General features: G+C 74.1%; 3 protein-coding genes. 1 reads left to right on the top strand and 2 read right to left on the bottom strand.

All coding sequences use genetic code 11. The annotated features are described in order from the left end of the window. Positions 1-553, bottom strand: a 553-nt coding sequence (locus DZF91_RS27525; RefSeq protein WP_158588059.1) for an RNA polymerase sigma factor, incomplete at its 3' end; no start/stop codon positions are given. 455 nt (positions 554-1008) lie between these two features. Beyond that, entirely contained in the window at positions 1009-3462 is a 2454-nt protein-coding gene (locus DZF91_RS27520) for a substrate-binding domain-containing protein (protein WP_117360050.1), read from the bottom strand. Between the two features lie 609 nt (positions 3463-4071). Between DZF91_RS27520 and DZF91_RS27515 the strand changes: the two genes are divergently transcribed. Further along, the coding region (locus DZF91_RS27515; RefSeq protein ID WP_199486937.1) for a hypothetical protein at positions 4072-4357 on the top strand (286 nt) is incomplete at its 3' end.

Below are 4357 nucleotides of genomic sequence, written 5' to 3'. Positions count from 1 at the left end.
GCTCGGCGGGCAGGTCGAGCACGGCGCCGACCTCCGCGTCGTCCAGGCCGTGCCGGAGCAGCAGGTCCAGCGCCTCGCGCTCGGAGCCGCGCAGGCCGCCGAGGGCCGCGTGGACGAGCCGCCGGGTGGCCAGGCGGCGGGCGCGGTCCGCCTCGTCCAGGAAGAGGTCCTCGACCTCGGGGGCCTCGCGGCGCTCGGCCGGCCGCCGCGGATCGCGCAGCCGCCGCACGCACTCGTTGCGGACGAGCGCGTACAGCCACGCGCGGAAGGCCGCCGGGTCGGCGAGCCGCCCCGCGTGCGCGTAGGCGGCCAGCAGCGCCGCGTGCAGGGCGCGCGCCGCCTGGTCCTGGTCGCGCAGCAGGGCGTGGCAGTAGTCGAACAGCCGGGCGGCGTAGGCGTCCACCAGGCGCGCGAGGGCGTCGGTGTCGGCCGCCGGCAGCGGCGCGGTCGCGTCGCCTGGTGGCGGTCCGGACAGCACGTGCGCCCCTGACCTGGCCAGGGAACGCGCCAGCCGTTCGTCGTCCAGGCGGTCGAGTGTGGGCCAACCTGACACGAGGTCCTCCCGCGGGCTGAGCACAGGGGATTCGGGGAGCGCGCTCGCAGCAGAGGAACCGTTCGGCGGAACCGGGGCGGCGTGCGGGGGATGCCGCCGGGGGCCGCCGGATCACTCGGCGGAGCGGTGGAGCCGCGGACGGGCGGAAGGTCGGACGACCTGCCGGGGAAGGCCCGCCGGAGGAGGGGCGAAAGTGTGTGGAGGCCCGACGGCCCCGCTCCCCGTCGGGCCTCCACACAGAAAGACGGCCGACCCCGCCGTCCGGTTGACACCGGATGCAAGAGAAATTTCGCTGATTTCGGGTCCCCGCCCACCCCCACCCGCGACAAGCGCAAACACCACCCACACTTCCCCCACGCGCGCCGCTGCGTGCTCTGCGGGGCGACGCGGGCGGGGTAGCAGTGGACCCCCGGCGCTCCGGCGCGGGGCCGGGCGGCGGGGGTCCTGTCGGGGGGTTACTGCTTGATGCGGCGGGAGAGCATGGCCAGGAAGATGCGGCTGATCTCCTGCGGGGTCTTGGCGACCTCGACGTCACCGCCGGTGAGCTGCGCGATCTGCTTCAGCTCCGCCGGGTTGGTGTCCGGGCCGAAGCCGATCATGTTGACCTGGATCGGCTTGTTCGGGTCCTTCTCGGCCTTCAGCTTGGCGAGCGTCTCCTTCAGCGACGGGCCGTTCTTGTCGTCGTTGGTGCCGTCGGTCAGCAGCACGATCGACGTCCCGAACTCGGGCTTGTAGGTCCGCTTCATGTACTTGTAGGCCGCCAGGACGGACCGGTAGATGCCGGTGTCGCCGTTCGGCTTCGGCTTCATCTGCTGGAACTGGGACAGGATCATCGTCCGCCGCGTGCTGGACCCGATCCGCTCGCCCAGCGGGCCGACCGACACGGCCTCCTTGTACGGGACGCCGCCCCTGCCCATGTTCGTGGAGAACACCCAGACGCCGAGCTCGGTGTCGTTCGACATCATGCTGAGCCCGCCCTGCGCGACCTGCTGGATCGCCTGGAGCCGGTTGGTGTTCGGCGCGACCGGCGCGACCATCGAGCCGGACACGTCGATCAGCGTCAGCATCCGCAGGCCGAGCGACAGCTTGGACCACGCCTGCATGACCTCGTTGACGTCGGCGGGCTTCGGCGCGGGGAGCTGGCGCACGCGGCCCGGGTTCACGCCGAGCTTCGGGGTGAACGAGGACGGCGCCTTGCCGTCGGCGGACCGGAAGCCCAGCTCGCGGACGTCCGACCGGGTCGCGTCGGTGTTGATCGCCTGCTCCAGCAGGTGCGCGGCCTTCTGCCGGTCGCCGTCGGACGTCGTGACGGTGAACGGGTAGTCGAACATCAGCGTGCCGTCGTCGGGGTAGAGCGCCTGCGCGGTCTCGGCCGGCTTGCCCTTGTTGTACCGGTAGATCGCCTGCTCGGGGGCGAGCGCCACCGGCTGCCGGGCGCGCCGCCCCTTCTGGAACTGCTTGAACTGGTCGTCCACGCTCGGGACGGTGCTCTCCCGGACGGTCCGGACGATCCCGGTGAAGATCGACGCCTTGTTGGCGTCGCCGGCCAGCAGGATGTTGGTGACCATCAGGGACGCCATGCCGGCGGTGTTGCGGCCGGGATCGGGGACCAGCAGCCGGATCATGTCCGGCGGGATCATCTGGTTCTTGGTGACGCCGCCGCCCTGGACGCCGCCCGCCGCCTTCAGCAGGTTGTCCCACGACGGCGTGGCGGTGACGCCCTGCTTCTTCAGCGTCGAGGCCAGCGTCCCCGGCAGCGCGATCACCAGCGGGCTCCGCGCGACCGACGTCCTGGTGGACTGGATGGACGCCCCGCTCTTGGACTGGCCGCGCACCAGCGACGTCCACAGCGAGGAGTCGGGGATCCACACGTCCGGGCGCCGGTCGCCGCCCTGGTCGACGGCCGTCCCGGACAGCACCGTGGACACCTCGTACGGACGGCTCTTGGAGACCGTCGCCTTGACGCACTTCCCGCCGACCTTGTGCCGCTCGTCGTTGAACCGCCCGGCGGCCTTGGTCACGGCGGGCTCGATGTCGGGGGAGACCGCGACCTTCAGGTCGATCGCGTTGCCGCCGGAGCAGCCGGCGCCGCTCTCGGCGAACGCGTACACGCCGACGCCGAGCAGCAGGGCCAGGCCGACCGCGCCCGCCATCGGCCCGATCAGCGCGGACAGGCTGCGCTTGCGGCGGCGCCCGGACTCGTGCTCCCCGGAGCCGCCGCCGTACCCGCCCGACCCGCCGGGACCGGACGGGCCGTCGCCCGAACCGCCCGCGCGCCCGCCGAAGAACCCGGTCGGACGCTCGTCGAGGCGGTCGTCCTCGTCGCCGAATCCCGAGTCGCCGTACCCGGACCGCAGCGGACCCCGCCGGGGAGCGCCCTCCTGTCCGTATCGGCCCTGGTCACCGCCATAGGGTGCGCTCTCGTTGCCGTAGTGTCCGCTGCCGTACCCGCCGCCGGCCGCCGACTGCCGTCCGAGTCCGTACCCGCCCGCGTCGGACGCGCCGGAGAACCCGCCCGGCCCGCCGAAGGACTGCTGCGGCCCGGACTGCCGGCCCGCGAACCACTCGGGCGAGGACTCCGGGCCCGGACCCGTGGCGCCCGTCCCGGCGGGGAAGCCGCCGCCCTGACCGGGGCTCGGCCGCGACGGGTAGCCCCCGGAATCCGGCGGTGCGGACGGCCCGAACAGGTATCCACCGGACTCGCCGGGACCGCCGGACGCGAACCGGCCGCCCGGCTCGTCCGCCTCGCCGGACGGCCGCCCCGGACCGTCCGGCTCGCCGCCGCGGGGGGCGAACCAGTCGGAGGACGCCAGGCCCTCGTCGGCAGGGCCGTGGGGCGGCCGGACGCCGTCGCGCCCGCCGTCGCCCGGCGTCCCTTCCGGGAGGTCATTGCGGTGACGTCCGTTCACGGCTGTCCTCGATTCAGCAGAAACCCGTGGATGTTGGAGGGCACTGTAGTAGTACGCCCCGGAGGTTACAAAGACCGCAAAATCTGATGATGGCGCAGGTCATGACCATATGTCTCGTTGATTCATGGCGTCCGCGCGACCCTCCGCGGGGCGTCCGGGAGGCCCGGAACATCGGCCCGCAAAGGGATTCGGGCGGCCCGGCGGACGCCTCCAGAACCCCGCGCGACCCGTCCGCCCCGTCCGGAAACCGCGATCGGCACCTCCCCGTCCCGCCCGACATTCCGGACCCCAGTGAACCCTCCGGACACCCCGGCCGCTGAGTCCTCAGACGCGACCACCGCACCGGGGGTTCCGATCGCCGACCGCCGCGGCCCGCCGGGAGGACCGCCGCTTCGGACGCCCGCGGCGCGGCGGAGGCCCGCCGCTTTCGGGCGCGCCTGGCGTGGCGGAGGCCCGCCGCTTTCGGACGCCCGCGGCGTGAGGGAGGCCCGCTGTATTCGGACGGCGGGGCAACTCTCGTCCGCGCCCGTTCGTCCCAGAGGATGGGAGACGGAGCGGCAGCACAGGACGGGGCTCGCCGAGGGCGGCCCGGCCACCGGGGGAGCGCGTGTGAGCGAGACCAGCGGCGACGGCACGACCGGACGCGCACCGGAGCGGCCCGCGACGGCCGCCGCGACCAGCGGAAACGCAGGCGGCACCCCTCCGCCGCACGCCCCGGCCGCGTCGCGGGGAAGGGCCTGGCGCACCTGGACGGCGTGGGGAGGCGCGGCGGCGTGGGGCGCGTTCGCGCTGCTGCGCTGGGCGGACGGCGACCGCCTCCCGGGCCTCGGCGTGTTCGCCGCGCCCGTCCTGGCCGTGACGCCGTACGTCGCGGCGAGCGCGCCGATCCCGGTCG

The sequence above is a fragment of the Actinomadura logoneensis genome, assembly GCF_003428695.1.
GTDB lineage: Bacteria > Actinomycetota > Actinomycetes > Streptosporangiales > Streptosporangiaceae > Spirillospora > Spirillospora logoneensis.
The sequence above is the reverse complement of the archived record's forward strand: the minus strand, read 5'-3'. Positions and strand labels throughout refer to the sequence as shown.